The sequence below is a fragment of the Mesorhizobium sp. B2-3-13 genome, assembly GCF_006442195.1.
GTDB classification, from domain to species: domain Bacteria; phylum Pseudomonadota; class Alphaproteobacteria; order Rhizobiales; family Rhizobiaceae; genus Mesorhizobium; species Mesorhizobium salmacidum.
This window is the reverse complement of record NZ_VFVQ01000019.1, coordinates 69,685-95,611: the sequence shown is the minus strand read 5'-3', so window position 1 is coordinate 95,611 and position 25,927 is coordinate 69,685. Positions and strand designations below refer to the sequence as shown.

Sequence of the window (25,927 nt, the reverse complement as noted above, 5' to 3'; positions counted from 1 at the left end):
TCGGCGCGATACATAGGGACGGTGCCGCCATGTGTAAAGCGAAATGGGCCAGCCTCAGGCTGGCCCGTTCGGACGTTTGAATTCGTCAGTAAAGGCCGCCGCCGCCGTCCTGGATGGCCTGGTTGGCCTGCGGCGACAGTGCGCCGCCGGAAGCGTTGGAGCCATCGGCGCCCATGCCGATCACCCAGTAGCTGTCGGCGGGGCCGGTGCCCGGCTTGAAGGCCTCGATGATGGTGCCGGGATCGCCCGAGGAGGCGCGCATGCCGGTCTTGCGGTTGATGGCGATCAGATTCATGCCGTCGGGCACCTTGAAGTCGACATTGGGCGTGCCGTCCAGCGCCACGCGCATGAAATCCTTGAAGATCGGGGCGGCAAGACCGCCACCGGTGGCGCCATGGCCAAGGCCGCGCGGCGTGTCGTAGCCCATGTAGAGACCAACCACGAGGTTCGGCGTATAGCCGATGAACCAGGCGTCCTTCTCGTCATTGGTGGTGCCGGTCTTGCCGGCGATGTGGCGGCCAAGCTCGCCGATGGTGGCGCCTGTGCCGCGCTGGACGACACCTTCCATCATCGAGGTGATCTGGTAGGCGGTCATCGGATCGAGCACCTGCTCGGAATTGTCGACCAGTTCCGGCTCCGGCTGGTTTTTCCATTCAGGCGCGTTGCAGCCTTCGCAGCCACGCTCATCCTGCTTGAACACCGTCTTGCCGTAGCGGTCCTGGATGCGGTCGATCAGCGTCGGTTTGATCGACTTGCCGCCATTGGCCATGATCGAATAGGCCGAAACCATGCGCATGACGGTCGTCTCGCCCGAACCCAGCGCCATCGGCAGGTATGGCGCCAGATGATCATAGACGCCGAAGCGCTCGGCATATTCGACGACCAGTTTCATGCCCATGTCATTGGCAAGCCGCACCGTCATAAGATTGCGCGACTTCTCGATGCCGGAACGCAGCGTTGCCGGGCCGGCGACCGTGCCGTCATAGTTCTTCGGCGTCCAGGTTGTGTTGCCGCTCTGGATGGTGATCGGTCCGTCCATGATTACGGAGGCCGGGGTATAACCATTGTCGAGCGCGGCCGAATAGACGATCGGCTTGAACGACGAGCCCGGCTGGCGCATCGCCTGCGTGGCACGGTTGAATTCGGATTGCGAATAAGAGAAACCGCCGACCATGGCCAGCACGCGGCCGGTGTGCGGATCCATCGCGATCAGGCCGCCTGCCACCTCGGGAACCTGGCGCAAGCTGTAGGTATTGTCGGAACCGTCGTTCTTCTGGACGAAGATGACGTCGCCCGGCTTCAGCACGTCGGCCGGCGACCTGGCCTTGACCGTCTTGCCGTCGACCACATGGCGCATGGCAAAGCCCATGTCTTCCTTGCTGACGGTGCCTTCGACGCGTTCCTTCACGATATCGCCCGACGCCTGGCGTGCGGGCTGAAGGCCGATCGACAGCCCGGACGCCGAACTGTCGAGCACGACGGCCAGCGACCACTCGGGAACGTCTTCCAGTCCCTTGACGGCACCCAATGGCACACCCCAGTCGCCGGAGACGTCGATCGTCTTCACCGGCCCGCGATAGCCGCGCAAAGTATCGTATTTCATCAACCCATTCTGCATCGCCTTGCGGGCAATGAGCTGGACCTTCGGGTCAAGGGTGGTGCGAATCGACAGCCCGCCCTCATAGAGGGCGTTCTCGCCGTAGCGGGCGATGATCTGCCGACGAACCTCTTCCGTGAAATACTCGCCGGCGAAAAGGTAGGAGCCGGTGCGGCGCGGAGCAACGCCAAGCGGCTCGGCCTTCGCTTTCGCGCCCTCTTCGGGCGTAACGTAACCGTTTTCGACCATCTGGCCGATCACCCAGTTTCGCCGTTCGATTGCCCGGTCGGCGTGCTTGAAGGGATTGTAGTTGGCCGGACCTTTCGGGAGCGATGCCAGATAAGCGGCCTCGGCAACGGTCAGTTCGTTCACCGATTTATCGAAGTAGGTCAGTGCGGCACCGGCAACGCCATAGGCATTGAAGCCGAAGAAAATCTCATTGAGATAGAGCTCGAGGATACGATCCTTGGAATAGGCCTGCTCGATGCGGAACGAAAGGATGGCTTCCTTGACCTTGCGTTCCAGGGAGCGCTCGTTGGTCAGCAGGAAGTTCTTGGCAACCTGTTGGGTGATCGTCGAGCCGCCCTGCATGGGGCCACCCGAAACGTAAGTCATCACCGCTCTGCCCAACCCCGTTATGTCGACACCAGGGTGGCTGTAGAAGTTCTTGTCCTCCGCGGACAGGAAGGCCGCCTTGACGCGATCCGGGACGGCCTGGATCGGCAAATAAAGGCGCCGTTCCCGTGCATACTCCGCCATCAGCGCGCCATCCGAGGCATGGATACGGGTGGTCACCGGAGGCTCGTACTTGGCCAGCACTTCGTAGTCAGGCAGATCCTTTGCCACATGGCCGATGTAAAGGGCAACGCCCGCCGCGGCCAGGAGGGCCAGCGTCGTGCCGATGCCGAAGAAATAGCCAATGAGACGAATCATACCCGCTCCAGTCCTTGGTTCGGGAATTTCCTAAACGAAGCCGCCTTCCACGCAAGCTTTCGAGCCGGTCCCAACCCGTAATCGAAAACCCATGTCGCCACCATGTGGACAAAATACGGCAGGGCCGCGTTTCGCGGCCGCAAGCCGGAAATAAAAGCGGCGAGTGTTGTCATCCCGCAACGCCGCCTCTGGTTGCAGGCGCTGCCGGGCATTGTCAACCTCCGGTTCGGGCCCCGGCACGGGCGGAAGCGAACAAGGCGACGGCGTTGGTGATGCTTTGCGCTGCCTTGCCGCGCCACTCGGTGTCGAGCAGTTGCGCCTCGTCCTTGGCGTTGGAGAGATAGCCGAGCTCGACCAGCACGGACGGCACGTCCGGGGCCTTCAGCACCTTGAATCCGGCCGAACGCTGCGGATTGTTGATAAGGCCGACGCTGGTCGAGAGCTGACCGACCAAGGTGTGGGCAAAACTCATCGAGAAATTGTGCGTCTCGCGGCGGATCAGGTCGATCAGGATGTCGGTCACTTCCTTGTTGTCGTCCTTGATGACCATGCCGGCGAACTGGTCCGACAGGTTTTCACGGTCGGCAAGCGCCTGTGCTTGAGGGTCGGAAGCCTTGTCGGAGACCGTATAGACAGTGGCGCCGCGGATGCCCTTGACGCTGATCGTGTCGGCATGGATCGAAATAAGCAGATCGGCCTCATGCTGGCGCGCAATGCGGACGCGGTCGTCCAGGCGCAGATATTCATCGGTATCACGGGTCATGAAGACATCGTATCTGCCGACGGCCGCGAGCTTGTCGCGCAGCTCAGTGGCAAAGGCCAGTGTGACGTTCTTCTCGATGGTGCCGTTCAGGCCTTCGGCGCCGCCGTCCACGCCGCCATGGCCGGGGTCGATGACGACGGTGAACCTGTGGCCGGGATTGGAGACAGGTCCCGTGCCGACCCGGCCGCCTTTATCGGTCGAAACCGTGGAACCGGTGGTCAGCGCCTGATTGGCAAGGGCGGCGTCAAACTCACGTTCGGACGCCGCCGACATGTCGATGGCAATGCGGTAGCCGGTTCCGTCCTCGTTCTTGAGCACATCGAGCTTGTCGACGGCGAACGGTCCCTTACCTGTCAGGATCAGTCGCGAAACGCCCTCGCCGAGTTCGCCGAGCCGCACGCCCTTGACCAGGCCACGCGGCTTCAAATCCTTGGCATCGATGGCAAATCGGGTGTTCGCAAGATCGATGACAAGGCGGTTGGGTCCGCGCAGCAGGAACCATTTGATGTCAGGCTCGCGATCGAAATCCATGACGATGCGCATCTTGGTGGCATCGCCGGCCATTTTGTAGCCCTTCGCCACAAGCGGCGCGTCGGCGGCACTGGCAATCGTGGAAAAGGCGGACGAAAACACCACCAGCAACACGAGACAGAAGGCACGCAGAATCTGGCCGCCAACACGACATCCCTTGTCTGTGAAGTCCGCCAGTCCCATCTCTCTTCTAGTCGCTCCCGCTTTGGCGCCAGGCGCCGGCTCGTTTAGTCGAAGTGCCGGTTAGGGCCGCGAACTCGATTAACGATTGGTATCCAGAGAAGGTTAACCAAGCCTTTTCACGCAAGGATCGGAACCAGGCTTACGCTACGGAACTGCTTTTTGCCGGCATCGGAAATCGGGGTTGCCTTCCAACCCGCCAAATCATAAAAGCGATGGTGGATCACTGCAATCCTGGAACCGCCCTCCTCCGCAGCTTCCTGCTACAGGGTCAGATGAAAGGCGGCTCCTTTCGCTTCACGCGAAAAGGCTTCAGGTGATTGCGACGAATTTCGCAGGTGTGCTCCCGTGGCGGGGGAATCGCCTGCGTGAGGAAAACGGCCGGGTTTGTTCCCGCGCCGGCTCTGTATGAGCAAACAAGCTGGTCCGGTTTCCGGGCTTTGGTTCAAAAGGTTCTGCTGGTGACGATGGCTTCAAGCGCAATCATGGAAAGGTCCGCATCAAACCGCGCCAATATGGCTGCGGGCGGCACCGCCATGACACGCAGGCAGCGTCCGGCGGACGTTCAATTATCCGGCACCCACTCTCATCCAGACACACAGCAGCGGGCTTTGCCCCGCCAGCTGCGGCTGACGGCTGCCGGGGGGAAACGAAATAATGCCCAACAAAATGCTGATAGACGCCTCCCACCCGGAGGAAACACGCGTAGTCGTCGTACGCGGTAACCGTATCGAAGAATTCGACTTTGAATCCCAGGACAAGAAGCAGCTCAAAGGAAACATTTACCTCGCCCGCGTAACGCGCGTCGAACCCTCCCTTCAGGCAGCCTTTGTCGAATATGGCGGCAACCGTCACGGTTTTCTCGCCTTCAGTGAAATACACCCCGATTACTACCAGATTCCGGTCGCCGACCGTCAGGCACTGCTGCGCGCGGAAGCGCAGGAGGCCGAGGACGAGGAGAACGAGGACGGCGAAGGCGACGATCGCCAGAGCCGGGATCGTGGACGGCGCGGTCGCCGGCGCGGCGGCAAGACCCGCGACCGTGGTGAAAACAGACGCGATGCCGGCACGGCCGATTCCGGCGAGGCAAACGAAGCCGCCGGCGAAACAGACGAAAACAACGACAATGGCCCGGATGCCGTAACCGAGGACATGTCCGACGTTTCAGGGACCGCGGAATACGCGTCCGATGCCTCGGAAGACGCCGGCGCATCCGTACATGACGGGGGTTCTTCCGAACAGGATGAAAACGAGGCCAGCGAGGGAGGCCCCAAGTCGATCGCCGCCTCCGTCGAAGGCGATGTGATTTCCGAACCCGTCCCGCAGGCGGAACAGGGCAGCGAGGCCACTTCCTCCGACAATGATCGCGGGATGCTCGAGGAGGTATCCTCTTCCCATCCAGACGATCATGAGATCGAATCGGTCGGCGCCGAGGACGCGCTCGAGGAAGTGCGCAACCGCCGCAAGCCGGTGCGCCGCCAGTACAAGATCCAGGAAGTGATCAAGCGCCGGCAGATCCTGCTGGTGCAGGTCGTCAAGGAGGAGCGTGGCAACAAGGGGGCGGCGCTCACCACCTACCTGTCTCTTGCCGGCCGCTATTCGGTGTTGATGCCGAACACAGCGCGCGGCGGCGGAATTTCGCGCAAGATCACCAGCGCGGTCGACCGCAAGCGCCTCAAGGAAGTCGTTGCCGATCTCGAAGTGCCGCAAGGCATGGGCGTCATCCTGCGCACCGCCGGCGAGAGCCGCACCAAGGCCGAGATCAAGCGCGACTATGAATATCTGATGCGGCTGTGGGAGAACGTGCGCAGTCTCACGCTGCAGTCCACGGCCCCTGCCCTCGTCTATGAGGAAGGCAGCCTGATCAAGCGCTCGGTGCGCGATCTCTACAACAAGGACATCGACGAGATCCTGGTTTCCGGCGAAGAGGGCTATCGCGAAGCCAAGGACTTCATGCGCATGCTGATGCCGAGCCACGCCAAGGTGGTTCAGCCGTTCCGTGACACGACGCCGATCTTCGTGCGCAACGGTATCGAGGCGCAGCTCGACCGCATGCTGCAGCCGCAAGTGACGCTAAAGAGCGGCGGCTACATCATCATCAACCAGACCGAAGCGCTGGTCGCCATCGACGTCAATTCGGGACGCTCCACCAAGGAGCACTCGATCGAGGACACCGCGCTCCACACCAATCTGGAAGCGGCCGAGGAAGTCGCCCGCCAGCTCCGGCTGCGCGACCTCGCCGGCCTGATCGTCATCGACTTCATCGACATGGAGGAGAACCGCAACAACCGCTCCGTCGAAAAGCGGCTTAAGGATCACCTCAAGAACGACCGCGCCCGCATTCAGGTCGGCCGCATCTCGCATTTCGGCCTGATGGAGATGTCGCGTCAGCGCATCCGCGCCAGCGTGCTGGAATCGACCATGAAGCCGTGCCCGCATTGCGGCGGCACCGGCCATGTGCGCTCCGATTCGTCGGTGGCGCTGATGGTGGTGCGGGCGATCGAGGAGTTCCTGCTCAAGGATTCGCGCAGCCACATCACGGTGCGCACGCCGGCCGCGACCGCGCTCTACGTGCTTAACCACAAGCGCGGCACGCTGGTGGAACTGGAAAGCCGCTTCGGCCTGACCGTCACCATCGAGGCCGACGATGCGGTCGGTGCCCAGCACTACGCGATCTTCCGCGGCGCGCTGGCCGAAAAGCCGGAAGGCTTCGTCGAGGCGCGCAGCCTGCCGGCCTATGTCGAGCCGGAAGAGCCCGAGGACGAGATTGTCGTTGTCGAGGAAGATGACGAAGCACCGGTACCGGCCGAGCAACCACGGCACGCCCAGCCGTCACAGCATCAGCAGCCCAGATCCGGCGAGGAAGGCGAAGGCCGCGACCGCAAGCGCCGCAAGCGTCGCAGGCGGCGCGGCGGCAAGGATCGCGAACGCGAGCATGGCGCCCCGACGGACGGCGCGTCCCTCTCCACGTCGGATGACGGCTTCACCGCGTCGGAAGGCGCGGCGGACCATGACGATGCCGAGGCAGACGACGAGGCTGCGGTCGCCGCAAGCGAGACCGTCGAAACGGCGGAAGCATCCGACGATGGCCAGGGCAAGAAGCGCCGGCGCGGCAAGCGCGGTGGCAAGCGCAATCGTCGCGAAGACGGTGAAGGCGAGACTGAGGCGGCGGCAGGCGAAACGACCGAGCCTGCCGAAGCTGACGCTTCCCTGAGCGAGCCTGCGGCGATCGAGCCGGTGGCTGCCGCTGCCGTCGAAGAACCGGCGGCTCCAGTCAGCGATGAGGTGCCAAGCACCGAGAAGCCCAAGAAGCCACGCCGCGCAGCCAAGCCGAAGAAGGCAGCAGCCGAGGCCGTCGCCGGGGAGCCGACCGCGGAAGTGGCACTCGCCGAAACGCCAGCCACGGCATCGGACGAGGCGGCGGTCGCCGGAGAGACACCGAAAGCCCGGCCATCACGCCGCAAGCCGGCAGCCGCCGATACACCTGTCGTACCGGTGGTTTCCTCGACCGTCGCCGATGAGCCGGAAGCCAAGACCGAAGAAAAGCCCAAGCGTGCCGGCTGGTGGCAGCGGAAAGGCTTTTTCTAAGCTTTTCAAGTGCTTGAATTGGTTTTATAACAAAAAACAATCCCGCGCCGATCGAAACGAACGGCGCGGGATTTTTCATATCCGGCAGGTCGTGATCCTATGGCGCGAAGATCGACCAGTTCATCATCCTGGCGAGCTTTTCCAGCGCGAGCGAACCCAGCTTGGAATTGCCGTTGGCGTTGAGGCCGGGCGACCAGACGGCGAGCGAAGCGACACCCGGCACAATACCCAATATGCCGCCGCCGACGCCGCTCTTGCCGGGGATACCGACACGGAAGGCGAAATCGCCGGAGCCGTCATAGTGGCCGCAGGTCAGCATCATGGCGCCGATGCGCCGCGCCCGCTCCGCCGACACCACGGAATGTCCGGTTGCCGGGTTCTTGCCGCCATTGGCGAGAAAGCGGCCGGCCATCGCCAACTGTCGGCAGCTCATCGCGATGGCGCAATGGTGGAAATAGACACCCAGCGCCAGTTCCGGCGCATGATGAAGATTGCCGAAGGATTTCATATAATTGGCGAGCGCAAAGTTGCGGTAGCCGGTGGCGCGTTCCGACGCCGCGACCTCGCGGTCGATGATGATTGTCTCATCGTCGCAGAGGAACTGGATGAAGCGCAGGATCTCGCCGATCGCCTCGCGCGGCTGGTGGCCTGCAAGCAGGATGTCGGAAATGACGATGGCGCCGGCATTGATGAACGGGTTGCGCGGAATGCCGTTCTCATGCTCGAGCTGGACAATCGAGTTGAACGGGTTGCCGGAGGGCTCGCGCCCCACCCGCTTCCACAGTGCGTCGCCGACATTGCCGAGCGCCAGCGTCAGGGTGAACACCTTCGAGATGCTCTGGATCGAAAAAGCCTGGTCGGCATCGCCGGCCACCAGCGTGCGGCCGTCATTGGTAACGGCCGCGATGCCGAATTTCTTCGGATCGACCTTGCCCAATTGGGGAATATAGGTCGCGACATCGCCGCGATCGGTGCGTTCAGCCATTTCCGCCGCGACTTCCGCCAGCGCCTGTTCGAGCGGCATGGCGTTACCTCAACCAGCGTTCGATGCGCGCCATCGCCTCGACCATGTCGTCGTGGCTGCCGGCATAGGAAAACCGCATCGTGCGGTGCCCCGCCCGAGTGTCGAAGTCGCGGCCGGGCGTCGCCGCCACATGCGCCTCGGCCAGCATCTTGCGGGCAAAGGCCATGCTGTCATTGCTGTGCCGGGTGACATCGCAAAAGGCATAGAAGGCGCCATCCATGGGTGCCGCCAGGGGAAAACCCAGCTCCGGGAGCCGCTTCATCAAGAGCTCGCGATTCCAGGCATAGCGCCGTTTTACCGCCTCCAATTCCTCGGTTGCGGCAAAGGCCTCGATCGCCGCGATCTGCGACAGCTCCGGCGGCGAGATGTAGAGGCTCTGGCCGATGCGTTCGACGGGGCGCACGAGTTCCTCCGGCAACACCATCCAGCCGATGCGCCAGCCGGTCATGCAGTAGTATTTCGAGAAAGAGTTGATCACAGTCACGCTGTTGCTAAAGGCGAGAGCCGTGGTGTCGGGGGCGCTATAGGCCAGCCGATGGTAGATCTCATCGGAAATGACGGCGATACCGAGCGACTCCGCCGTGGTGACCAGGATCGCCAGCTCGTCGGCCGGTATGACGGCGCCGGTCGGATTGGCCGGACTTGCAAACAGCACGCCCTTCAGCGGCTTCTCGCGATGCGCGGCCTCCAGATGGCCGGCATGCAGATAAGCCGCGTCACCGAGCTCGATTTCGACCACGTCGATGCCGAGGGCTGCCATGATGTTGCGATAGGCGGGGTAGCCGGGAGCGGCGATGGCGACCCGATCGCCTGGATCGAACATCGCCAGGAAGGCAAGATTGAAGGCCGCCGACGATCCGGTGGTCACCGCGATCCGGCCGGGGTCGACATCGAGGCCATAATGATCCGCGCAGTGCCCGGCAATCGCCTTGCGCAGCGAGGCCAGACCCAAGGTGTCGGTATAGCCTATGCGTCCATCCTCCAGTGCCTTGGCCGCGGCGGCGCGAACCCGTACAGGCGCTGGATCGGATGGCTGGCCAACCGCCATGGAGATCACCGGTATGCCTAGGGCCTTCAGCCGGTTCGCTTCGGCCAGCACATCCATGGCGTGGAACGGCTCGACATTGCCGCGATGGGAGAGCGAAACGACCATTTTTACCCCTGTCCCGAGGATTGAGCGCGCCAGGTCCTGACGCATGCGCCGCACAAATGCCCGATTGATGTGAGGATCACAAGTTGAGGAAGTTTTTCAGGCGCCGACTTTTCATCTTTCGCCCGCTCGTCTACCAGTGGACACATTATGTTGAGCCGACCCAGATCGACGATTGCCAACGCGGCGCGTGTCTTCGCGACGATTTCGCTTGCCGCCGCAGTTGCCGTGGCCGGTTCGGTGGCCGCCTTCGCCCAGGGCGTGCCAGTCGTACGCGACGCCGAGATCGAAGCTCTGGTGCGCGATTATGCACGGCCGATCTTCAAGGCGGCCGGGCTCGCGAATGACGGCATCGACATCGTGCTGGTCAACGATTCCAGCTTCAACGCCTTCGTCACCGGGCGCCGGCTGTTCATCAACACCGGCGCACTGATGACGGCTGAGACGCCGAACGAAATCATCGGCGTCATCGCGCACGAAGCAGGCCATATCGCCGGCGGCCACCAGCAGAAACTGCGCGAACAGCTCGAACGCGCCAAGACAATGGCCATCATCGCCACCTTGCTCGGTGCCGGCGCCATGGTTGCCGGTGCGACCACCAACAGCCGCGGCCTTGCCGGCGCCGGCATGGGCGTGGCGGCTGGCGGCGGCGAGATGGCGCAGCGCAGCATCCTCGCCTATCAGCGCACCGAGGAAATCACGGCCGACCGCTCGGCCATCACCTATCTCAACGCCACCGGCCAGTCCGGCATGGGCATGCTGAAGACCTTCCACCGCTTCCAGACAGCGCTGTCGCTGTCGGGCGCGCAAGTCGATCCCTACCGGATCAGCCATCCCATGCCGCAGGACCGCATCGCCAACCTCGAAGTGCTGGTCAAGCAGAGCCCTAATGTCGACAAGCTCGACCCGCCGACGCTGCAGCAGCGCCACGACATGATGCGGGTGAAGATTGCCGTCTACATGGAGGGCCAGGCCGCCGCGGCGCGGCTGATGCAAAAGATGCGGGGCAGCATGGCGGCGCTCTATGGCGATGCCCAGTCGACCTATCTCTACGGCAATCTCGCCTCGGCGCTCGCCAAGACCGACGCCCTGATCAAGGCGCAGCCCAAGAATGCCTACTTCCAGGAACTGCGCGGCGATATATTGATGAAAGCGAACAAGCCCAAGGATGCGGCCGACGCCTACGCCAAGGCGGCCAGCCTCGATCCGGCACGGTCCGGCCTGCTGCCTGTCTCGCTTGGCCAGGCGCTGATGGCGGTCGGCACGCCCGACTCGCTCAAGAAAGCTGTCGTGCAGATCAACAACGGCCTGGGGCGCGACAAGGAAAATTCCACCGGCTATCGTTATCTGGCACAGGCTTACGGCGAGCTGGGAGACATACCGGGCGCCGAGCTTGCCACCGCCGAAGGCCATTTCTATTCCGGCGACTACAAGGATGCGAAGATCTTCGCCATGCGGGCGCAACAGCAGATGAAGCGCGGTGAGCCACGCTGGATACGCGCCCAGGACATCATAAACTACAAATCATCAGGCAAGAGCCAGTAATCTCATGAACCCTCCGGCCGCGTGCTGCGACAGACCGGAAAACAGGCAGAAGGAACGAGAACAATGAAAAAGGCACTGCTGCTGGGCACCACGGGGGTTGCGGTCGCCCTTGCCATGCTGGCTTTCGGTTTCGTGGCCGGCAGTCCGCAAATTGCAAAGGCCGGAACGGCACAGCCTGTCCAGACGGCTCAGCCTGTCCAGACGGCACAGCCTGTCCAGACGGCCGGGGCCGACACCAAAATCGACCGCACCGAGGTCGAGGGAATCATCCGCGACTATCTTCTGAAGAATCCGGAAGTGCTGCTCGAAGTGCAGGACGCGCTCGAGGCCAAGCAGAAGGAGGAACAGCGGCTCGCGGCGCTCGGCGTCATCAAGAACGCCAAGGACCAGATCTTCAACTCCACCTTCGACGGCGTCGTCGGCAACCCGAACGGCAAGGCCACGATCGTGGAGTTCTACGACTACAATTGCGGCTTCTGCAAACGCGCCATCGAGGACATGCGGGCCCTGACCAAGTCCGATCCGGATCTGCGTTTCGTGCTCAAGGAATTCCCGATCCTCGGCCCGGATTCGCAGAAGGCCAGCGTCGTTTCGATGGCGTTCCACCTGATGATGCCGGAGAAGTACGGCGAGTTCCACAATGCGCTGCTTGGCGGCCAGGGGCGCGCCACCGAGGCAACAGCGATCAAGATCGCGCTTTCGCTCGGCGCCGACGAGGCGACGCTGCGCGAGAAGATGAAGGACGCGTCGATCCCCGAGGCCTTCTCCAAGACCTACGATCTTGCCAATAAGCTGCAGATCACCGGAACCCCTTCCTACGTCGTCGGCAACGAGGTCGTGTTCGGGGCACTCGGGCAGGAAGTGCTCGCCGAAAAGATCAAGGCGGCGAAAGCCGCGCTTTGACCGGCGAGCGGTTTTCTTCACGGGCGCATTTCGGCCTGTTGTGGACAGTGAAAGAACGCACTTGCGCTCTTTCCGCAGGCGACTATGCCCGGTATAGAGGCCCAGCGCGCCGGCTTGACGCCGGCGCCGGAAAAGGTCGGCTTTCTTGAAAACGGTTTTCGTCCTGAACGGTCCCAATCTCAACGCGCTCGGCAAGCGCGAGCCGGGCATCTATGGCGGCAAGACGCTCGCGGCCATCGCGGACGACTGCAAGCAGGCAGGCAAATCGCTTGGGATCGAGATCGATTTCCGCCAGTCGAACCATGAAGGGGAGCTTGTCGACTGGATCCAGGAAGCCGGCGACAAGGCCGCCGGCATCGTCATCAACCCAGGCGCCTACAGCCATACCTCGATTGCCATCCACGACGCCATCCGCTCGATCGCGCCACTGCCGGTCGCTGAAGTTCACCTTTCCAACATTCACGCGCGGGAACCGTTCCGCCACGTCTCCATGGTCGCGCCGGTCGCTGTCGGCATGATCTGTGGCTTTGGGCCGCTCGGCTACACGCTGGCGCTGCAAGCGCTGGCCGCACGCCTATGACCGGCCAACAAACAGAAGGCTCGAAAATGTCGATAAAGAAGACCGGTGTTGACCAGCAACTGATCCGCGATCTGGCGGGCATACTGAACGACACCAACCTGACCGAGATCGAGGTTGAACTCGGCGACCTGAAGGTTCGGGTGTCACGGCAGGCGCCCACCGTCCATGCGATCGCCGCACCGCAACCGGCCTATGCGCCGGCAGCGGCCGCCCAATCTGCAACGGCGGCTGCCCCGGCCGCTGTCGACGTGTCGAAGAACGCCGTCCCTTCGCCCATGGTCGGCACCGCCTACCTGGCGCCGTCTCCTGACGCAAAGCCGTTCATCGAGATCGGCCAGAAGGTCAAGGAAGGCCAGACGCTGCTGATCATCGAGGCGATGAAGACAATGAACCAGATCCCCTCGCCGCGCGCCGGCACTGTCACGGCGATCCTGTTCGAGGACGCGACGCCGGTCGAATACGGCATGCCGCTCGTCGTGATCGAGTAGAGCGGACCTGATGTTCCAGAAGATCCTCATCGCCAATCGCGGCGAAATCGCGCTCCGGGTGCTGCGCGCCTGCAAGGAACTCGGCATCCAGACCGTGGTGGTGCATTCGACCGCCGACGCTGACGCCATGCATGTCAGGCTCGCCGACGAAAGCGTGTGCATCGGTCCGCCGCCGTCGCGCGACAGCTATCTCAACATTCACCAGATCGTCGCGGCATGCGAGATCACCGGCGCCGACGCCGTGCATCCTGGCTACGGCTTCCTGTCGGAGAACGCCAAGTTCGCCGACATCCTGGCGGCGCACAACATCACCTTCATCGGCCCGTCCGGCGACCATATCCGCATCATGGGCGACAAGATCGAGGCCAAACGCACGGCAAAGCGCCTCGGCATTCCGGTGGTGCCCGGCTCCGATGGCGCGGTGACCGAAGAAAAGGAAGCCAGGCGCATCGCCGCCGAGATCGGCTACCCCGTTATCATCAAGGCGTCGGCCGGCGGCGGCGGACGCGGCATGAAGGTGGCGCATACCGAGGCAGACCTCGAAATCGCCCTGCAGACGGCGCGCTCGGAAGCCGGCGCGGCCTTCGGCGACGACGCGGTCTACATCGAGAAGTATCTGGAGAAACCGCGCCACATCGAGGTGCAGGTGTTCGGCGACGGCTTCGGCGGCGGCGTGCATTTCGGCGAGCGCGACTGTTCGTTGCAACGGCGCCACCAGAAAGTCTGGGAAGAGGCCAATTCGCCGGCGCTCAACGCCGAGGAACGGTCGCGCATCGGCGGCATCTGCGCCAAGGCGATTGCCGATCTCGGCTATTCGGGCGCCGGCACCATCGAGTTCCTGTACGAGAATGGCGAGTTCTATTTCATCGAGATGAATACGCGCCTCCAGGTCGAGCATCCGGTGACGGAAGCGATCACCGGCATCGATCTGGTCCACGAACAGATCCGCGTCGCTTCCGGCGGCGGCCTTTCGGTCAAGCAGGAAGACATCAAGTTCAACGGCCACGCCATCGAATGCCGTATCAACGCCGAGGATCCGCGCACCTTCACCCCCTCGCCCGGCACGATCACCCATTTCCACACGCCCGGCGGCCTCGGCATCCGCGTCGATTCCGGTGTCTATTCCGGCTACAAGATCCCGCCCTACTATGACAGCCTGATCGGCAAGCTGATCGTGCATGGACGCAACCGCGTCGAATGCATGATGCGGCTGCGGCGGGCGCTCGATGAATTCGTCGTCGACGGGATCAAAACGACATTGCCGCTGTTTCGCGATCTCGTCGGCAATGCCGACATTGCCAATGGCGACTACGACATCCATTGGCTGGAAAAATATCTGGCCAAGGGCGAATAGCCCCAACTTAGCGCTATGATGACGCGATGACCCGACCCTACGCGCCAGGCTATCGCATTCCCACCGACCTTCTGCTCAAGGCATACGCCTCGGGCGTCTTTCCGATGGCCGAGAGTGCTGGTGATCCGGAGGTCTTCTGGGTGCGGCCGGAGACGCGCGGCATCATCCCGCTCGCAGGTTTTCACATACCCAGAAGCCTGAAGAAGACGATCCGCAAGCACGCATTCGAAATTCGTTTCGACTTCGATTTCGAGGCGACGATCGACGGTTGTGCCGAGAAGCGCGAAGAGCGCCGCTCGACCTGGATCAATGCGCCGATCCGCGAGGCCTACGTGCAGTTGCACCGCATGGGGCACTGCCATTCGGTCGAGGCCTGGCGCGAGGGGCGTCTGGTCGGCGGGCTCTATGGAGTCTCGCTGGGGCGGGTGTTTTTCGGCGAAAGCATGTTTTCCAAGGAGACGGACGCGTCGAAGACCTGCCTGGTGCATCTCGTCGAGCGCCTGAAGGCTCGGGGCTTCGCGCTGCTCGATACGCAGTTCACCACCGAACACCTCAAGCGCTTCGGCGCCGTCGACGTGCCGCGCGGCAAATACGAAAAGATGCTGGCCGACGCGCTGAAAGGTGAAGCGGTCTTTTTTCCGTAGGGATCAAGGCCTATTTGGCGGTGGCCGCCAGCGGCGTCTGCGCATGGAACATCATCTTCCAGCCGTTGGCGCGATGGACGTAGCCGGTGCTGACCAGCGCTGCATAGGGCTCGCCATTCTCCCTCGTCGCGCGCGCTTCGTAAGTCAGCATGACAATATCGCTACCGGGTTCGATTATTCCCTTGAGCTCGATGTCGAGGTCGCGCCAGCGGTTGGATTTGGTTGCGGTCTTGGCCAGATCGGCATTGTCCATCGCCTGTGCCATCTGCGGAAACGCTACCAGGCATTCGGTATCAACATTGGCAGCATAGTAGCTGGCGTCACCCGTCCAGAACCCTTTTTCGAGTTCCAGCAACTCGGCCTTGTTGGCCATGATCCGCTTGCTGTCCGACATTGGCGTGTCCTCCACGCGCGTGGTGATTGTCCAACGCGCGCCAGCCATGGCGGTTCCAAGAGATCAGTTGGTGTCCGTCGTATCCGGTTCCGCGGCGTCGTCGGGCTGTGCCGCGTCCGGACTGACCGTGGGCTTTGGCTTGGCCGAGGCAGACTGGGTTGCGGCTGGCTTCGAAGCGTCGGTTTTCGCCCCGTCGGCCTTGGTCGCACCACTCTTGCCAGCGTCGGGCGCCGGCACATCCGACTTCTGCTTGCACGCCTTCAACCAGACGTCATAGACGGCATGTTCGACGGCATTGAGACCCGGGCTTTCGGCGAACATCCAGCCAGTGAAGATGCGGCGGATCTTGCGGTCGAGCGTGATCTCGTCCACCTCGACGAAGGAGTCGGTCTTCGGCTCTTCGTTCTCCGGCCGGGAATAGCAGACGCGTGGCGTAACCTGCAGGGCGCCGAACTGCACAGTCTCATCGATATAGACATCGAAAGTAATGATGCGGCCGGTGATCTTGTCGATGCCAGCGAACTCGGCGACCGGGTTGGTGATGCGATCCGATCCCGCGGGCGCCGTCGGCGCCGGAGCGGCGGGTGCAGGTGCGGGTGAAGCCGAAAAGGCGACGGTGCTGACGGCGAGGCTGGCGGCTAGCGCCAGACCGCCTGTCGATATCAGGTTGAAAAAGCTCATGCAGGGGTACCGGTGGTTCGCGCCCAGGTGATTCCGTCGATCGCCAAGGCTAGTCGCCGTTTTCTGATCAGCAAGCAGCTAAACACCAATTGTGGCGATAAAGGACCGGCCTGCACCTTACCGTTACAACCCGCGCCGTTACGACCCCGGCGTCCATGCGTCGTAATCGCCGGTGACCTGCGGGCGATGTTGATTGGTCAGCAGCGAGCCCTTCGGACGATAGGCCGCTGGCGTGCCGGTCAGATTTGGTAGATGCGGCTTTTGCCATTCGCGCGGCCGGTAGTCATCGCTGGGGGGAGCGACATCGACCCGATGGTGAATCCAGCCGTGCCAGCCAGGCGGGATGGCCGAGGCTTCCGAATAGTTGCGGTAGATGACCCAGCGACGTGTGCGGCCTTCCGAATCGATGCCGCCTTCGTAATAGACATTGCCGGCCTCGTCCTGGCCGACTTCCTTGCCGTGCCGCCAGGTGTGCAGGCGCGTTCCCAGCGTCTGGCTGTTCCACCAGGTGAAAAACTGCGTCAGGAAAGTCTTCATTTCAGAACCCTCGCGCTGGCGGCGCCCGTTTCCTGCTTATGGCGTCAGGCCTTCGGGAAGGCAAGGGTTTTGCCACGGGGAGCGGCAAATGGCGCGCCAGGGCCCGACACAAGCCTGTGATCCCAAGGGGTGGCCGGATGCGCGCTTGCCAAGCCTTGCCGCTCTTTCTAAAGCTCTGCGCGCCCATGCGGAAATCTATCCGGCCGGGGGCAGAAGGAGGCGACGATTGGCCACGCAATTGCCGACCACCGATATCCGCATCGGCGCCGACCTGATTCGCCGCCGCAAGGGCGGCACGCCGATCGTCTGCCTCACCGCCTACACCTACCCGATCGCCCGCCTGCTCGATCCCTATGTCGACCTGCTCCTGGTCGGCGACAGCGTCGCCATGGTCCTGCATGGCCATGAGACGACGCTGGGCGCCTCGCTGGAGATGATGATCGCGCACGGCCAAGCCGTGATGCGGGGCTCGGCCAAGGCCTGCGTCGTCGTCGACATGCCGGCCGGTACTTATGAGGATTCAGCCGCGCAGGCCGTGGCCTCGGCGCGGCGCATCGTCGGCGAGTGCGGCTGCCAGGCAGTGAAACTCGAGGGAGGCGTCGACATGGCCGCTCAGATCGCGGCGATCGTGGCCGCCGATATCCCGGTCATGGGCCATATCGGCCTCCAGCCGCAATCGGTGGAAAAGGATGGCGGCTACAAGATCAAGGGTCGCACGGACGAGAATGTGGCCGCCCTGATCGCCGACGCGAGCGCGGTCGAGAAAGCCGGTGCGTTTTCCCTGGTCATCGAAGGAACGGTAGAGACGGTCGCCGCGGACATCACCCGCCGCATCGCCATTCCAACGATTGGCATCGGCGCCAGCGGCGAGTGCGACGGCCAGATCCTGGTCATCGACGACATGGTCGGGCTAACAGTCGATCGCGTGCCTAAATTCGTCAAGCAGTATGCCGACCTGCGCAGTGTGATCCAGCATGCCGCCGAGCGCTACGCATCGGAGGTGCGGGACCGCGATTTCCCCGGCCCCACCCACGTCTTCTCGAGAACAAATGGCAGGGATGAATCATGAGCCGGCCCGACGTCGTCGACAGCGTTGCCGCGCTTCGCGCGCGAATTAGCGACTGGCGGCGCGATGGGCTGCGCATCGCCTTGGTGCCGACCATGGGGGCATTGCATGACGGGCATCTTTCGCTGATCAAGATCGCGCTCGAAAGAGCGGATCGCTGCGTGGTGTCGATCTTCGTCAATCCGACGCAGTTCGCGCCGAGCGAGGATCTCGACAAGTACCCGCGCCAGTTGGCCCGCGACCTCGACATGCTGGCGACGGCCAAGGCAGATCTTGCCTTCACGCCTGATGTCAGCGAGATGTATCCCGCCGGTTTTGCCACGAGAATCTCGGTCGGCGGCCCGTCAGCCGGGCTCGAAACGGACTTTCGCCCCACCTTTTTCGACGGCGTCGCCACCGTGGTGGCCAAGCTTCTCCTGCAGGCTGCACCCGACGTCGCCATCTTTGGCGAAAAGGATTATCAGCAGCTTTGCGTCGTCAGGCAGCTTTGCCGCGACCTCGACCTGCCTGTCGAAGTCATCGGCGCGCCGACCATACGCGATGCGCATGGCCTCGCCATGTCGTCGCGCAACGCCTATCTCGATGAAGCCGAACTCCGGATCGCGCGCCAGCTCAACCTTATCCTGCGCAAGGCGGCGGCGGCGCTGGCGGCGGGCGCAGGTCAAGAGGAAACGATCGCAGACGCAAGCCGCGCCCTGATCGCGGCCGGCTTCCAGAAGGTCGATTACGTCAAGGCCCGCGAAAGCCTGACACTTACGCCATGGCGGCACGACCGAGCGGGCCGCGTTCTCGCTGCCGCCTGGCTGGGAAAAACCAGGCTGATCGACAATGTGGAAGTTCCCACCGCCTGATCGGCGCGCGCTGAAAGCTCCGGCCTGAGCCGCTGCCTGGCAGGATCCGGCTACGTTGCCTTCTTGTATTTTTCGAGAAGTTTATCGAGGTCATTGACGTCCAGAGGCAGATGTCCCGCCGCCGGATCGTCTGCCGGGTTGAATGTGACGACGATGTCGCGCCACAAATCATAGTGGGCGGCGACGGCGGGTGGGTCCCGCCAGGGCACGGCCGATCACTTATGCAATAACCGTAAGGTCAAAGCCCACGCTCAGGCCGCTTCGTCGGCGCGCTTCTTTTCGATCTGGCCGATGGCGTCGACCACGGCGTCGAAGGTCAGCATGGTTGACGCATGGCGCGCCTTATAGTCGCGCACCGGCTCCAAATAGCCGAGGTCGGCGAAGCGTCCTTCGGGTGGCGCGCCGTTCTCCTTCAGCATCTTCAGCATGGTCTCGCGCACCGCGCGCAATTCCTCGGCACTGGCGCCGACGACATGTTGCGCCATGATCGAGGACGATGCCTGTCCGAGCGCGCAGGCTTTCACGTCGTGGGCGAAGTCGGTGACCACGCCGTCCTCCATCTTGAGGTCGACGGTAACGGTCGACCCGCACAGCTTGGAATGCGCCTTCGCGGTCGCGTCGGGATGATCGAGCCGGCCGATGCGCGCGATGTTTCCGGCAAAACCGAGAATTTTCGCGTTGTAGACGTCGTTGATCATTATTTTCCAATCCGTCGCCGCCAAGCAAACAGCGATTGCCGTTGTTGCGTCTTTCATTCGCCCGGCACGACCATATATAATGCTGGCAGTCCGGTATCGACAAGGCGGCGAGAGCCACTGTCCTTGCCGGGAAGTTCACGCCGCTTACGGGGCTGGAAACGGGGCGAGTTTCCGACACCGAAAGGTCGTGGTCCGTTCAACTCGTTCCTCCTGAGAGAGGGACTACGGGAGACGCCTTTTATGGATGCCGTCATCAAGAAACTCATGCCCCAGTCGGCCTATATGGAAAAGCCGGTCACCGACCGCCCGAGCGAGGTCGAAGTCGAGGCCGCCGTGCGCACATTGCTGCGCTGGACCGGCGACAACCCGGATCGCGAGGGTTTGATCGATACCCCCAAGCGGGTGGCCAAGGCGTTCCGTGAAATGTTCGGCGGCTACGATATGTGCCCAGCCGAGGAGCTTGGCCGTACTTTCGAGGAGGTCGCCGGCTACGACGATCTCGTGATCGTCAAGGACATCCAGTTCCATTCGCATTGCGAGCACCACATGGTGCCGATCATCGGCAAGGCGCATGTCGGCTATCTGCCCGACGGCAAGGTCGTCGGCCTGTCCAAGATCGCGCGCGTCGTCGATATCTTCGCCCATCGCCTGCAGACGCAGGAAGCCCTGACCGCGCAGATTGCCGGGGTCATCCAGGACGTGCTCAACCCGCGCGGCGTCGCTGTCATGATCGAGGCCGAGCACATGTGCATGGCCATGCGCGGCATCCGCAAGCAGGGCTCAACCACGCTGACCTCCACCTTCACCGGCGTTTTCAAGGATACGCCCGAAGAGCAGGTTCGTTTTGTCACCATGGTGCGCGGCGGCAGGGCGTAAGCCCCTTGCCGACGTCACGGTCAACAGGAAAATGGACCGGCAATGTCGGCACTGGAATTTCCGGAAGCTCCCTCGGACAAGAAGATCCTGGAAGAAGGCACGGTGTTCTCGCCGCGCTTCGATGCCGCTGGTCTTGTCACCGTCGTCGTAACCGATGCCGCCGACGGCATGCTGCTGATGGTCGCGCATATGAATGCGCTGGCGCTGGCGCTGACGCTGGAGACCGGCATTGCCCATTACTGGTCGCGCTCGCGCAACGCACTCTGGAAGAAGGGCGAAACCTCGGGCAATTTCCAGCATGTCGTCGAGATGCTCACGGATTGTGACCAGGACGCCATATGGTTGCGCGTCAAAGTGTTGGGCCATGACGCAACTTGTCACACTGGCCGGCGTTCATGCTTTTATCGGACGGTGGGGCTGATCGACGGCAAGGGGACGCTTGCCGACGACGGCAGCAAGCCGCTGTTCGATGCGGAAAACACCTATCGAAAGCCATCAGCTTGAACCTTCTGCCTCACACCGATCACATAGATTCATCATTTCGATACGGCCCATCCGTATAGTAGCCTGGGACAAGGGAGATCATGATGCTCGAATGGGCGTCATTGCCTAACAGACCAGATGTCAGGGAGGCCAACGGCCTGTCCTCGGCCGGCGGCGCATCCGCGACAAAATCTCCAAAGAAAACCGGCATTTCGCTCGCGCTCGGCGGCGGTTGCGCCAGAGGCTGGGCTCATATCGGCGTGCTGCGGGCGCTCGATGAAGCCGGCATCGAAGTTTCCATGATCGCCGGCACCTCGATCGGTGCCCTGGTCGGCGGCTGTTATCTCGCCGGCAAACTGAATGAGCTGGAAGAGTTCGCCCGGAGCCTCACAAGGCGGCGCATCTTCGGCCTGCTCGATCTCAACCTGCGCGGCAGCGGCCTCTTCGGCGGCATGAAGCTGGACGCGCGCCTGCGCGAGCACGTGGCAGGTATCCGCTTCGACGATCTGCCCAAGCCATTTGTCTGCGTCGCGTCGGAAATCCGCACCGGCCACGAGATCTGGCTGTCGAGCGGCTCGCTGATCACGGCCATGCGCGCATCCTACGCGCTGCCGGGCGTGTTCGAGCCGGTCGATTGCAACGGCCGCGTGCTGGTCGACGGAGCGCTGGTCAATCCGGTGCCCGTTTCGGTCTGCCGCGCCTACGAGCAGCCGCTCGTCGTGGCGGTCAACCTCCACTACGACCTGTTCGGCCGCGCCGCCGTGATCAAACACAGTGCCGGCGAGCTGGTTATCGAAAAGGAAGCGCCAAGGCCCGGCCAGGTCAACTCCCAGCACCAATCGCACCAGACGCGTCTGGGCATCACCGGCGTGATGGTGGAAGCCTTCAACATCATCCAGGACCGCATTTCACGGGCGAGGCTTGCCGGCGATCCGCCCGACATGTCCCTGCAGCCCAAGCTCAGCCATATCGGCCTCACCGAGTTCCACCGGGCCGACGAGGCGATCCAGATCGGCTATCAAGCCACGATGGCGCAGATCAGCGAACTGACGCGGCTGCAGACGGTTCTCGCCTAGATCATCTCATCAAGCTCTATTCGCTTCGGCATAAACTGATTGCAAATGCAATTAGTTATGGTGATCTGGGCCGATCGAAGCGGAGATGCCGATGGCCAGGATTGTCTATTCCATGCTGACGTCGTTGGACGGCTATATCGCCCGATCGGACGAGGACATCGGCTTGCCGGTGCCCGAAGCGGAGCTGCACTAGCATTTCAACGACATGATGAGACAGGCCTCCGCCGTACTCGCGGGACGGTGCATGTACGAAACGATGCGCTTCTGGGACAGTCCTGAGCGCGAGACCGGTACCGACGAGGTCGAGCGGGATTTTGCCCAGGCATGGCGCGAAACGCCGAAGATCGTTTTCTCGACCACGCTTCGGCAAGTCGGGTTCAATGCCCGCTTGGTGGATGACGATGCCGAGAACACGGTACGAACCCTCAAGGCGCATGCCGATGGCCTCGTCATCCTCGGCGGTGCCGACCTTGCGGCCTCTCTGATGCGAGCCGGTCTCATCGACGAATACCGGCTCTATATGCATCCTGTGGTGCTGGGTGGCGGCAAGCCTTATTTCCAATCCGGCCTGTCGCTGGCGCTGAAACCGCTCGGTACGGAAAGTCTTACCCAGGGCGTGACGTTGCTGCGTTATGCGCCGGCCGGCTGAATTGCCCGGTTTCCGCCGCGCGCCTACGCCCGTGCGGCATCGATAATGCGAAATTGCATCGTACGGTTGCCGTTCCAGTGATTGCCCGACAGCGAGCCGGCGACATGCATCGTCTTGCCCCGGTTCTTGAACAGGAATTCGCCAAGCACCGTGTCGACGGCGCGAAAGGCGATCGCCTGGATGCGGCCGCCGCTCTCCGACTGTAAGTCGGCGCGAATATGATTGGTGCCGACCGGCCTGATATCGACGAGCCGATGGCGCGGCAAAGCGAAAACCGGCGCGATATGCCCAGCGCCGAAAGGGCCCGCCTTCTCCAGGGCGTCGAGCAGGCCTAGCGTCGCGCCTTCCGCGGCAAGCGCGCCATCGATGGCCAGGGTTTCCTCATCCTGCAACCGGAAAACGTCGGCGGCCGCCCGCTCCTCGAAGAAGGCCCTGAGCTCGCCCAGCCTTGCGCGCTCGACGGTGATGCCAGCAGCCATGCCATGGCCGCCGCCCTTGACGATGAGCCCGGCATTGGCGGCTTCGCGCACCAGCCGGCCAAGGTCGAAACCCGACACCGAACGGCCCGAGCCGGTGCCGGTGCCGTTGGCGTTGAAGGCGATGGCAAAGGCCGGCCGCCGAGCGTGATCCTTCAGTCGTGAGGCAAGCAGGCCGACAATGCCGGGGTGCCAGTTGTTGCTGGCGGTGACGACGATTGCCGGGCCGCTGCCGCCCGCGAGCTCGGCATCGGCCTCGGCGCGCGCGGCGGCGAGCATCTCCTGCTCCATCAGCTGCCGTTCCTGGTTCAGCCGGTCGAGCGTCTCGGCGATGGTCTGCGCCTCGACCGGATCGTCCGTTGCAAGCAGTCGGCTGCCGAGAGCCGCATCGCCGATGCGCCCGCCCGCATTGATGCGCGGGCCGATCAGATAGGCGAGATGGAAGGTGCTGATCGGCTCGCCAATGCGTGACACCCGCGCAAGGGCAGCCATCCCCTCATTCTTCTGCTGCCGCGCCACTTGCAGGCCCTTGACGACGAAGGCGCGATTGACGCCCGTGAGCGGCACCACGTCGCAGACGGTGGCAAGCGCGACGAGATCGAGCAGCGAAAGCAGATCCGGCGGCGTGGCGTCGGTCATCGCGCGCAGCACCTTCGCGGTTTGCACCAGAGCGAGAAAGACCACGCCGGCGGCGCAGAGATGACCCTGTCCGGAAAGGTCGTCGTCGCGGTTTGGATTGACGACGGCATGCGCCGCCGGCAGCGCGCCGCCAACCTGGTGGTGGTCCAGCACCACCACATCGGCGCCCGCCTCCTTGGCGGCCTCGACGGAGGCGGCGCTGTTGGTGCCGCAATCGACGGTGACGATCAGCGTCGCGCCGCGCGAGACCAGTTCGCGCATGGCGTCGGGATTGGGACCGTAGCCCTCGAAAATACGATCCGGGATATAGATTTCCGACGGCACCGAGAAATGCATGAGAAACCGCTTCAGCAAGGCCGACGAGGCCGCGCCATCGACGTCGTAATCGCCGAAGATCGCTATTTTCTCCCGGGCAACGACGGCGGCGGCGATGCGGATAGCAGCCTTGTCCATGTCGGTCAGCGAGGCCGGATTCGGCAACAGGTCACGGATCGTCGGGTCGAGAAACCGCTCGGTCTCATCGACGGCAACGCCGCGTCCGGCAAGAACGCGCGCGACGATGTCGGGCACGCCATGACCCTGCGCGATGGCAAGCGCGATCATGTCCTGCCGTTTGGTCAGCCGGTGCTCCCAGGAGAGACCGGTCGCCGACTGCCTGACATCGAGGAAGAGGCGCCTGTCGCCCATCATGCGCTTTGCCAACTCATGGTTGGCGGCAGGATAATGCATGTCGCCCAAAAGTGTGCAGCGGTTTTGGGATAACGACATGCAGGCGTCGCAGAAGGATTCAAGAAAAACTACGCTTTCCGCTTTTCAGCCTGGCGCCGGACCCACTCGTCGGCTGCATCTCCCATCGTCTTTTCCCGACCGTCCTTGAGCCATGCCATGAAGGGTCGATCGAACCTGAACGTGTCGCCGCATTCGCGGGTAAGAAAGCGGCGCACGTTCTGGGTGTTGCGGTAGGATTTCGTCACAGGAGTGGCACGCGAAATCGGATCCGCGTGCCAGTCGAACACCGTCATCGTTAGTCCTTGCGCGGCCAGGTTCAGATGCAGCCAATGGCTAACAACTGCGGCCCGGCTTCGCAAGCAGGTCTAGAACTTATCCAGATCCTGGTGCCGGGCCTTGATCTCCCGCACGGTACGCGACGAGGAGCGCAGCACGATCGTATGCGTGGTGATGTAGGTTCGGCCGAACTTGACGCCGGCCAGCATGTTGCCGTCGGTGACGCCGGTGGCCGCGAACAGCACATCGCCGCGCGCCATGTCCTCGGCCCGATAAACCCGCTTCGGATCGGCAATTCCCATATTGGCCGCGCGGGCGACCTTCTCGGGCGTATCGAGGATCAGCCGGCCCAGCATCTGGCCGCCGGTGCAGCGCAGGGCGGCCGCGGCCAGAACGCCTTCCGGTGCGCCTCCGGTGCCGAGATAGATGTCGATTCCGGTTTCTTCCGGGTCGGTGGTGTGGATGACGCCGGCGACGTCGCCGTCGCCGATCAGCCGGATCGCGGCGCCGGTGGCACGCACGGCGTCGATCAGCTTGGCGTGGCGCGGCCGGTCGAGGATGCAGGCCGTGATATCGGACACAGCGACGCCCTTCGCCCGGGCAAGGCTGGCGATGTTCTCGGCCGGCGTGGCATCGATGTCGATGACGTCTTCGGCGTAACCCGGACCGACCGCGATCTTGTCCATGTAGACGTCGGGCGCGAACAGCAGGCTGCCCTTCTCGGCGATCGCGATCACGGCAAGCGCGTTCGGCAGGTTCTTGGCGCAGATTGTCGTGCCTTCGAGCGGATCGAGCGCGATATCGACCGCCGGGCCTTTGCCGGTCCCGACCTCCTCGCCGATATAGAGCATCGGCGCCTCGTCTCGCTCGCCCTCGCCGATCACCACCGTGCCCTTGATGGCGAGGCGGTTGAGTTCCTCGCGCATGGCGTCGACGGCGACCTGGTCGGCAGCTTTTTCGTCGCCGCGGCCGCGCAGCCGGGCGGCCGCGACGGCGGCCCGTTCGGTGACGCGCACCAGTTCCATGGTGAGTATCCGGTCAAGGCCGGCGACGATGTTCTGGGCCACATTCATTTCGGCAAATCCTCGTTTGATGCCGCCTCCCGCCGGAGGCGCGCCTGTTTTGTCAAACGAGCATGACAACGGCAAGACCTACCGGAAGCTTTATCGAAAGGACAGCAATATCAATCGATTGAACCGCATTCCTGAAACAATGC

General features: G+C 63.0%; 25 protein-coding genes. 13 read left to right on the top strand and 12 right to left on the bottom strand.

Features of this window, described 5'->3' with window-relative positions; translation table 11 throughout:
• Positions 1-85: 85 nt before the first annotated feature.
• The gene (locus tag FJ941_RS21865; protein WP_140508817.1) at positions 86-2,530 is read right to left on the bottom strand and encodes a penicillin-binding protein 1A; all 2,445 of its coding nucleotides are present in this window, start codon (positions 2,528-2,530) and stop codon (positions 86-88) included.
• Between the two features lie 214 nt (positions 2,531-2,744).
• Positions 2,745-4,007: an N-acetylmuramoyl-L-alanine amidase gene (locus FJ941_RS21860; RefSeq protein ID WP_140508816.1), complete on the bottom strand. Its 1,263-nt coding sequence runs from the start codon at positions 4,005-4,007 to the stop codon at positions 2,745-2,747.
• Positions 4,008-4,661: 654 nt separating this feature from the next.
• Here FJ941_RS21860 and FJ941_RS21855 point away from each other — a divergent pair.
• Positions 4,662-7,592, top strand: a complete 2,931-nt coding sequence (locus FJ941_RS21855) for a ribonuclease E/G (protein ID WP_140508814.1) — start codon at positions 4,662-4,664, stop codon at positions 7,590-7,592.
• Between the two features lie 97 nt (positions 7,593-7,689).
• On the opposite strand, the gene FJ941_RS21850 is transcribed toward FJ941_RS21855, so the two are convergent.
• Together FJ941_RS21850 and FJ941_RS21845 are read right to left on the bottom strand one after the other, a co-directional pair.
• Positions 7,690-8,616, bottom strand: coding sequence for a glutaminase (locus FJ941_RS21850; RefSeq protein WP_140508812.1), 927 nt, complete (start codon positions 8,614-8,616; stop codon positions 7,690-7,692).
• 4 nt (positions 8,617-8,620) lie between these two features.
• Positions 8,621-9,769, bottom strand: a complete 1,149-nt coding sequence (locus tag FJ941_RS21845) for an aminotransferase class I/II-fold pyridoxal phosphate-dependent enzyme (protein WP_140508810.1) — start codon at positions 9,767-9,769, stop codon at positions 8,621-8,623.
• 147 nt (positions 9,770-9,916) lie between these two features.
• Between FJ941_RS21845 and FJ941_RS21840 the strand changes: the two genes are divergently transcribed.
• The 6 genes from FJ941_RS21840 (at position 9,917) to aat (ending at position 15,280) form a co-directional block, all read left to right on the top strand.
• A complete protein-coding gene (locus FJ941_RS21840) occupies positions 9,917-11,311 on the top strand; it encodes a M48 family metalloprotease (protein WP_140508809.1) in 1,395 nt (464 codons plus the stop codon).
• Positions 11,312-11,374: 63 nt separating this feature from the next.
• A complete protein-coding gene (locus tag FJ941_RS21835) occupies positions 11,375-12,214 on the top strand; it encodes a DsbA family protein (RefSeq protein WP_027146848.1) in 840 nt (279 codons plus the stop codon).
• A 145-nt stretch (positions 12,215-12,359) separates the two neighbouring features.
• On the top strand, positions 12,360-12,794 hold the full coding sequence (gene aroQ / locus FJ941_RS21830; protein ID WP_140508807.1) for a type II 3-dehydroquinate dehydratase: 435 nt from the start codon (positions 12,360-12,362) through the stop codon (positions 12,792-12,794).
• A 26-nt stretch (positions 12,795-12,820) separates the two neighbouring features.
• Entirely contained in the window at positions 12,821-13,282 is a 462-nt protein-coding gene (gene accB / locus FJ941_RS21825; protein WP_140508805.1) for an acetyl-CoA carboxylase biotin carboxyl carrier protein, read from the top strand.
• Positions 13,283-13,292: 10 nt separating this feature from the next.
• Positions 13,293-14,636, top strand: a complete 1,344-nt coding sequence (gene accC / locus FJ941_RS21820; protein ID WP_015318039.1) for an acetyl-CoA carboxylase biotin carboxylase subunit — start codon at positions 13,293-13,295, stop codon at positions 14,634-14,636.
• Positions 14,637-14,662: 26 nt separating this feature from the next.
• Positions 14,663-15,280 (top strand): leucyl/phenylalanyl-tRNA--protein transferase, encoded by a 618-nt coding sequence (gene aat, locus FJ941_RS21815; RefSeq protein ID WP_140508804.1) that lies wholly within the window; start codon positions 14,663-14,665, stop codon positions 15,278-15,280.
• 10 nt (positions 15,281-15,290) lie between these two features.
• On the opposite strand, the gene FJ941_RS21810 is transcribed toward aat, so the two are convergent.
• The 3 genes from FJ941_RS21810 to FJ941_RS21800 all read right to left on the bottom strand — a co-directional run bounded on the left by FJ941_RS21810 (position 15,291) and on the right by FJ941_RS21800 (position 16,892).
• Positions 15,291-15,674 (bottom strand): hypothetical protein, encoded by a 384-nt coding sequence (locus FJ941_RS21810; protein WP_140508890.1) that lies wholly within the window; start codon positions 15,672-15,674, stop codon positions 15,291-15,293.
• Positions 15,675-15,737: 63 nt separating this feature from the next.
• Positions 15,738-16,355, bottom strand: a complete 618-nt coding sequence (locus tag FJ941_RS21805) for a DUF2155 domain-containing protein (protein ID WP_140508802.1) — start codon at positions 16,353-16,355, stop codon at positions 15,738-15,740.
• A 138-nt stretch (positions 16,356-16,493) separates the two neighbouring features.
• The gene (locus FJ941_RS21800) at positions 16,494-16,892 is read right to left on the bottom strand and encodes an NADH:ubiquinone oxidoreductase subunit NDUFA12 (RefSeq protein ID WP_140508800.1); all 399 of its coding nucleotides are present in this window, start codon (positions 16,890-16,892) and stop codon (positions 16,494-16,496) included.
• A gap of 226 nt (positions 16,893-17,118) precedes the next feature.
• Between FJ941_RS21800 and panB the strand changes: the two genes are divergently transcribed.
• Both panB and panC read left to right on the top strand, forming a co-directional pair.
• A complete protein-coding gene (gene panB / locus FJ941_RS21795; protein WP_140508798.1) occupies positions 17,119-17,961 on the top strand; it encodes a 3-methyl-2-oxobutanoate hydroxymethyltransferase in 843 nt (280 codons plus the stop codon).
• On the top strand, positions 17,958-18,809 hold the full coding sequence (gene panC, locus FJ941_RS21790; RefSeq protein WP_140508797.1) for a pantoate--beta-alanine ligase: 852 nt from the start codon (positions 17,958-17,960) through the stop codon (positions 18,807-18,809). The genes panB and panC overlap by 4 nt, the downstream gene beginning before the upstream one ends.
• Positions 18,810-18,859: 50 nt before the next feature.
• On the opposite strand, the gene FJ941_RS29055 is transcribed toward panC, so the two are convergent.
• Both FJ941_RS29055 and FJ941_RS21785 read right to left on the bottom strand, forming a co-directional pair.
• Positions 18,860-19,018 (bottom strand): hypothetical protein, encoded by a 159-nt coding sequence (locus FJ941_RS29055; RefSeq protein WP_181166555.1) that lies wholly within the window; start codon positions 19,016-19,018, stop codon positions 18,860-18,862.
• 42 nt (positions 19,019-19,060) lie between these two features.
• Complete coding sequence (locus FJ941_RS21785) at positions 19,061-19,507, bottom strand: iron-sulfur cluster assembly scaffold protein (protein WP_015317578.1); 447 nt, start codon at positions 19,505-19,507, stop codon at positions 19,061-19,063.
• A gap of 240 nt (positions 19,508-19,747) precedes the next feature.
• On the opposite strand from FJ941_RS21785, the gene folE reads away from it, so the two are divergent.
• From folE to FJ941_RS21765, 4 genes are all read left to right on the top strand, one after another.
• The gene (gene folE, locus FJ941_RS21780) at positions 19,748-20,383 is read left to right on the top strand and encodes a GTP cyclohydrolase I FolE (protein WP_140508795.1); all 636 of its coding nucleotides are present in this window, start codon (positions 19,748-19,750) and stop codon (positions 20,381-20,383) included.
• 42 nt (positions 20,384-20,425) lie between these two features.
• Positions 20,426-20,887 carry a phosphoribosyl-AMP cyclohydrolase gene (gene hisI, locus FJ941_RS21775; protein ID WP_140508794.1) on the top strand — a complete coding sequence of 154 codons (462 nt, stop codon included), beginning with the start codon at positions 20,426-20,428 and terminating at the stop codon, positions 20,885-20,887.
• Positions 20,888-20,970: 83 nt separating this feature from the next.
• On the top strand, positions 20,971-21,942 hold the full coding sequence (locus tag FJ941_RS21770; protein WP_140508792.1) for a patatin family protein: 972 nt from the start codon (positions 20,971-20,973) through the stop codon (positions 21,940-21,942).
• 205 nt (positions 21,943-22,147) lie between these two features.
• A complete protein-coding gene (locus tag FJ941_RS21765) occupies positions 22,148-22,591 on the top strand; it encodes a dihydrofolate reductase family protein (protein WP_348640754.1) in 444 nt (147 codons plus the stop codon).
• Between the two features lie 23 nt (positions 22,592-22,614).
• On the opposite strand, the gene recJ is transcribed toward FJ941_RS21765, so the two are convergent.
• From recJ to glpX, 3 genes are all read right to left on the bottom strand, one after another.
• The gene (gene recJ, locus FJ941_RS21760) at positions 22,615-24,396 is read right to left on the bottom strand and encodes a single-stranded-DNA-specific exonuclease RecJ (RefSeq protein WP_140508888.1); all 1,782 of its coding nucleotides are present in this window, start codon (positions 24,394-24,396) and stop codon (positions 22,615-22,617) included.
• 107 nt (positions 24,397-24,503) lie between these two features.
• Positions 24,504-24,728 carry a DUF6434 domain-containing protein gene (locus FJ941_RS21755; RefSeq protein ID WP_140508790.1) on the bottom strand — a complete coding sequence of 75 codons (225 nt, stop codon included), beginning with the start codon at positions 24,726-24,728 and terminating at the stop codon, positions 24,504-24,506.
• A gap of 72 nt (positions 24,729-24,800) precedes the next feature.
• On the bottom strand, positions 24,801-25,784 hold the full coding sequence (gene glpX / locus FJ941_RS21750; RefSeq protein ID WP_140508788.1) for a class II fructose-bisphosphatase: 984 nt from the start codon (positions 25,782-25,784) through the stop codon (positions 24,801-24,803).
• Positions 25,785-25,927: the final 143 nt, after the last annotated feature.